Annotated in this window: 6 protein-coding genes; 1 reads left to right on the forward strand and 5 read right to left on the reverse strand. The window is 27.0% G+C overall.

The genetic code is table 11. The features are described 5' to 3' along the window. The 3 genes from ACTHW2_RS10030 to ACTHW2_RS10040 all read right to left on the reverse strand — a co-directional run. The coding region (locus ACTHW2_RS10030) for a hypothetical protein (RefSeq protein WP_442263784.1) at positions 1-770 on the reverse strand (770 nt) is incomplete at its 3' end. Position 771: 1 nt separating this feature from the next. After that, positions 772-1,245: a hypothetical protein gene (locus ACTHW2_RS10035; protein WP_442263785.1), complete on the reverse strand. Its 474-nt coding sequence runs from the start codon at positions 1,243-1,245 to the stop codon at positions 772-774. Continuing rightward, positions 1,232-1,795, reverse strand: coding sequence for an RNA polymerase sigma factor (locus ACTHW2_RS10040; RefSeq protein ID WP_442263786.1), 564 nt, complete (start codon positions 1,793-1,795; stop codon positions 1,232-1,234). Before ACTHW2_RS10040 ends, ACTHW2_RS10035 begins: the two co-directional genes overlap by 14 nt. A 237-nt stretch (positions 1,796-2,032) precedes the next feature. Here ACTHW2_RS10040 and ACTHW2_RS10045 point away from each other — a divergent pair, with 237 nt between their 5' ends. Beyond that, the gene (locus tag ACTHW2_RS10045; protein ID WP_442263787.1) at positions 2,033-3,823 is read left to right on the forward strand and encodes a MutS-related protein; all 1,791 of its coding nucleotides are present in this window, start codon (positions 2,033-2,035) and stop codon (positions 3,821-3,823) included. Between the two features lie 59 nt (positions 3,824-3,882). Here the strand turns inward: ACTHW2_RS10045 and ACTHW2_RS10050 are convergent, their stop codons facing one another. After that, entirely contained in the window at positions 3,883-4,548 is a 666-nt protein-coding gene (locus tag ACTHW2_RS10050) for an MtnX-like HAD-IB family phosphatase (RefSeq protein ID WP_442263788.1), read from the reverse strand. Between the two features lie 103 nt (positions 4,549-4,651). After that, on the reverse strand, positions 4,652-5,665 hold the full coding sequence (locus tag ACTHW2_RS10055) for a nucleoid-associated protein (RefSeq protein ID WP_442263789.1): 1,014 nt from the start codon (positions 5,663-5,665) through the stop codon (positions 4,652-4,654). Between the last annotated feature and the right edge of the window lie 169 nt (positions 5,666-5,834).

The following is a 5,834-nucleotide window of genomic DNA, read 5'->3' on the forward strand; positions in this document are numbered from 1 at the left end:
TCTTCACCTCTTAGTATTTCTTTTTTAGTTTTAAGCATTTTTATTCCTATTACTATAAATATTATAGCCACTATACTTGTTTGAATATAATTTATAAATCTATATCCAAATTGAAAAAATTCCATAACTATAGGATAAAATACATTGTTAAAAATCAATATTAGACCAATCCCTATAAGTGCCTTGCCTATAAAAGAATTGCTTATCTTAGGTAAAAAACTTATTATATCAAAATCTTCTTCTACTTCTTCACCATTTACAAGATGAAAAGCATCGAAAAATACATAAAACCAAATTACTGGTAATAAAAAAGTCAAAAAGTTAAGTCTAAGCCATCCCATAAAAAATATAGTAAAGAAAAACATGCTCATATAGCTAAGACCTTTTTTTTGCTTTCCTAAATACATATGTCCTGCTCCTGGAACTATTGATAAGGCTAATGTTATCATCTTTTTATTTGCAAAACTTGTATTTTCCATTTGCACATCTTCCCCTTCTGTAAAACTTGATCTTTCACTATTTATTGGCTCTTTATTTATAACAGAAAATACATCTATTAATGATATAAGCCATACTATTGAATATCCGGCAACAAAAAGCAAAACAGCTGCCCCTCCTACCATTGTAATTCCCATTCCTAGACTTGCAATAAATCCAACACCTATTGTAGCCATATATATAAGCCCTCTGTCTACATAGCCTATATAAAAATGTGCAAGTCCTGGTATAAATGATAATAAAAATGTCAGCAATTTACTTTTTTCTTTCATATTATTTTCCCCCTTGTTTTCTTGTTCCAAAGTTATTTATAAAACTATTTGTACTACTTGTTATTTTTTCAGTAAAACTATATAAGCTTCCTATATCTTTTTGCGCTTTAAACTTATCTACTTCTATCTTTTCTATAGGTAATTGGGTTATCTTTGTAAATACTCCACCAGCAGTAAGTACAAGAATAACTGATGCCGCTGCTATATAATACATAAATATATTTTCTATCATTTTCTTCTTTTTCCTAACTTTTCTTATGGGTCTTACATTTTCTATTTTTCCCATTATATTTTTTGTAAAATCAGAAGAAATCATCATTCCAGCAAGGTTTAAATCTTCAGTATCTATAAGGTCTAAATATATATCCATGCAAGCATCACAAGTATAAAGATGGTCTTCCATAACTATATTTTCTTCTTTTGATAGTGTATCTTTTTTAAAATCTAGCCATTTGGATCTACTAAAGTGAGTCATCTTTCTTCCTCCAATTCTTTTTTAATATTTGTCTACCCCTATAAAGCCTTGATTCTATTGTTTTTATAGGTAGATCTTCTTCCCTTGCTATTTCTTTATATGATTTTTCTTCTAGGTAAAATTTTATTATTGTTTTTTTATATATAGTAGGCAGGGAATCTATTTGTTTTTTTATATCTTCTTTCTTTTCTTTATCTAAGAGTAAAGATTCTGGCCCTTTTATATTCTCTAGTCTAGGGTTTATATCTATGCTTTCTATATAATCTATCTTTTCTTCTTTAACCCTACTTCTTTTTTTCCTTAGATAATCAATAGATTTATTTGTAGCTATTCTACTTATCCAAGCTTTAAAGTTATCTTCTTGAAATTTGGGAAGAGATATGTAGATTTGTAAAAATACTTCTTGAGATATGTTTTCTGCTTCTTCATAGTTTTTAATAAAACTTAAGATAATTGCAAATATATAGTTTTTATAAAGGTTTATTATTCTTTCAAAGCTTCTTTTGTCTCCTTTACAAGCTTTTTCAATAAGTAGTTCTTCTTTTTCCATCTCTCCCCTCCTTCCTTACTAATTATAACGTATAGGAAAACAAAATTACTGCATCTTTTTAAAAAAGAATTATATTTTTTATATTATAATTGAAAAATCTACTAAAATTACAATAGTTTAAATAATTATAGCTGGAATATTTATAAAATTATTATATAATGGAAAGGATGGTAGAAATAGAGAGTATTTTATTTTATATTTATTTTATATATAAAATAGACTTTTTAAATAAGTGAGGTGAATAATATCATAAAAGAAAAATTTGAAAAAAAGATAAAAATTGAAGAAGAAACCATGGAAAAAGAAAGAAACACCTTTAATATTTTAGGGGCTCTAAGGATGATATCTTTTGGAGTCATAGTATATTTTTCCTATAAATATTTAAAAGAACCTATAAAAATGTATTCTTATCTGCTTCTTTTAAACATAATTATATTTATTGGCTTAGTCCTATTTCATTTTAAAGTTAAAGACAAGTTAAACTACTCTAAAGATATCATATCTATAAATAAGAAGTATTTAGATAGGATAAATGGAGATTGGATTCATTTTGAAGATATAGGTGAAGAATTTGTAGATAAGTCTCACAGATACGCTTCAGACTTAGATATAGTTGGAAAAAGGTCACTCTTTCAGCTTATCAATTTAACAAATACTTTTTATGGAAGAAAGACTTTAGCTAAAGATCTTTTAGATTCTAAGTATAAAAAAGAAGAAATAATAGAAAGACAAGAAGCTGTAAATGAGTTAAAGAATAAGTTGAATTTTTCCCAGGAGTTAGAAGTAAAGGCTTCAGACGACAATATAAAAAATCCTGAAAAGATGATCAGTTATTTTAATGAAAGTAAAGAAGTATATTCTAAGACTATAATAAATCTTTTAAGATTTATGCCCATAGGAGTAATTCTTTTTTCTAGTGCCGTTATTTTACTAAAGATGCAAAATCTTTATAGGGTAGTCTTTATCTTATTTTCTTTGCAGGCCTTGATATGGCTACTTGGAATGAATAAAAACAATACACTTCTTGGAAATGTAGAATACCTTAGCAATAGTCTAGATAATTATGTTGATATATTAAAACTTATAGAAAAAGAAAATTTTGATTCTAAGCTTTTAAAAAAGATTCAAAATGATTTGTTTTCAGGCAAAGCTTCTTTAAAAGGTATACACAAACTCCAAATGATAACCCAGCGTATTAGTATAAGGAGTAATGGACTTCTTTATATACTATTTAATATACTGTTCTTATGGGACTATCAAAATGCCTTTTCTTTAGAAACATGGAAAAAAGAATCTGGTAAGAATGTAGAGTCTTGGTTATCTGCTATAGGTAAAATAGAGTCTCTTATGAGTTTAGCTGTACCTTTACTAATTGAAAGGGATCTATCCTTTCCAAATATAGATAAGGAGAATTTTACTATAGATGCTAAGGATTTAGGTCATCCTCTTATAAAAAAAGAAGAAAGAATATATAACGATATTCTAATAGATGATAGGATACTAATCATTACTGGTTCTAATATGTCTGGTAAAACAACATTTTTAAGAACTATTGGTATAAACATAGTCTTAACCAATGCAGGAGCCCCTACTTTTTCTAAAGAGCTTACACTACCTATCATGGACCTATATACTTCTATGAGAATAACTGACGATTTAAAGAACAAGATATCTACATTTTACGGTGAACTTTTAAGAATTAAGGATACACTTGACTATGGAAAAGATCATAGAAACACCTTCTTTCTTATAGATGAAATCTTTAGAGGTACAAACTCCAAGGATAGAATATATGGAGCTAAAAATGTTCTTAGAAACTTAAATGAAAAAGGTCTTATGGGAGCTATAACTACTCACGACCTTGAATTGTGTCAGCTAGATAAGGATAAAAGAATTGTAAATTATAACTTTAGGGAAAAGTACCGAGATGGATTGATCGATTTTGATTATAAGATTAGAAAGGGTAAATCTACAACTACAAATGCAAAACATTTGATGGAATTAGTTGGAATTGATTTGTTAGAATAAAGTAAAACTAAAAAATAAGATTAAAAATAAAAGCTGCCTTAAAAGGTAGCTTTTATTTTCTAAAATATTTCTTTATTTATATCATTAAAATCTTCATAAGATATATAGTCTATATTCTTTTTATCCATATATTTTGCAAGTGAATCTTTGGCAAAAACTATTTTAGCTACATTTGCAAGGGGCATATCTGTAACTCCATCACCTACAAATATAACATCTCTTCTTTTTTCCTTATAATTATAATAATGATTTATTTTACAATTGCCACAAGGTCCTTGATCACAGCAGTGAGTATTTTCACCATGTAGAAACTTTATATGTGGTTTGTCTCCTTCAAAAACTAATCTATTTGCAAATATTTCTATATCGTTTATACCATGTTTTTTCAAAAATGCTACTATCCCGTTTTCAAAGCCACCACTTACAATTCCAAGTGGTATATCTTTTTCTTTTGTCTTTTTATAAAACTCTAAAAAGCCTGGTGAAAGTTCTATTTCTTTTAATAGAAAATTTATATACTCTTTTTCTGTAAGCCTTAACTCAGAAATTTCTGCTTGAAAATAGGCTGGAAAAGTAAGTTTTCCTTCTTTAAACCTTTTCCTTATCCTATTTGTATTATCATTGCCATATACTGATACCATTTTATTGTTTGTATCTTCTGTAGTTATTGTCCCATCAAAGTCTACAAGTATTGCTAGTTTCTTAAAATTAATATCCTTTAGCATGCAATTCTCCTTTTTCATTATAGATATAATCTTATTGTATAGATACTCTATTGTCAATTTAAAAGCGCATCAAGACTTTAAGCTTAAAATAGTTTTAAAAATCTTATTTACCTTGTATATTTCTTATTTCCTTAAGCAATACTGATATAGTTCCATCAGAATTATTTAAAAACTCTACCTTTTCATCACCATTTAAATATTCTACAGGTATTTTTATTTCTATTCCATTATCCATGACTAGTTTTTGAGTTTTTGATATCTTTTTACTTAAATTTTCATTTACTTCTATGTTTTTATCTACTAAGCCTTTTTTCTCTATTTCTTCATCATATTTTTCTTGAACATCTATATTGTTTTTAAATACTTTTGTTTTTATGTTTTCTACATCTATAGAACCGCCCTCTTCTATTTCATCTCTCATCGTACTTTTGATTTGGGCTAATTTTGAAACATCATTGTCATAATAGTCTTTAACTATCTTTTTAGTAACCTTATTTACTATGTCTACCTTATCTTTGTTTGATAATTGGTCTACTGATTTTAATAAATATTTAGAAAGGTAAAAATCTTTTTCCCCATTTATTTCATATTTTTTCTCTTTTAAAAGTATGGAAAGATCTTCTAAGTCTATTAGAACAAACTGATCTATCTTTTGATTTATATTTGGTAGGGTTGTACTTTGCTTTACAACTGAGTTGCGCCTTCCCTCTTCTAATTCTTCCACATAATGGATATAAGATGTTTTATAGTTAAAGATAAAAAATCCTAAATACTTTTTATCATCAGCTTCAAAAAGGGAACAAATCAAATCACATGGTGGTATATCTACATTTGCTGATAAAATCTTATACATCTCTTTTGCAAATTCTTGTGTTTTTTCAATAAAGAGGTCATTATTATTTGAAATTTGATTGCATAGGTTTCTAACCTCATTGTATTCTCCTTCAAAAAATGATTGTTTAATATTAACATCTCTAAATATATTTTCTATATGTTTTTCTATAAATTCTATTATTTCTCCATTTTCAGGGTGTTCCTCTCCGGATAAAACGGGAAGCCCTACTGAGGGATCTATAATATGTAAGATACTCTTTTCTATATTTATAATTTCTACCATTGCTATCTCCTTTATAAGTTTCTATTTTACTACAACATTTATATTATATCTAAGTTATGACAGATTTAATAGACCAAAACATTTATATATTATTTTTTTATCAAACTATTTGTAAAAACTGCTATATCTTTTTTATGGAATTATAAAAGCTCTCAGGGAATATTCCCTA

Origin of the sequence: Tissierella sp., from assembly GCF_052089545.1 — a bacterium.
GTDB lineage: Bacteria > Bacillota > Clostridia > Tissierellales > Tissierellaceae > Tissierella_A.

Coding starts and splice junctions, on each gene's coding strand:
- ACTHW2_RS10035 (WP_442263785.1), bottom strand. CDS start 1,245: ATGACTCACTTTAGTAGATCCAAATGGCTAGATTTTAAAAAAGATACA.
- ACTHW2_RS10040 (WP_442263786.1), bottom strand. CDS start 1,795: ATGGAAAAAGAAGAACTACTTATTGAAAAAGCTTGTAAAGGAGACAAA.
- ACTHW2_RS10050 (WP_442263788.1), bottom strand. CDS start 4,548: ATGCTAAAGGATATTAATTTTAAGAAACTAGCAATACTTGTAGACTTT.
- ACTHW2_RS10055 (WP_442263789.1), bottom strand. CDS start 5,665: ATGGTAGAAATTATAAATATAGAAAAGAGTATCTTACATATTATAGAT.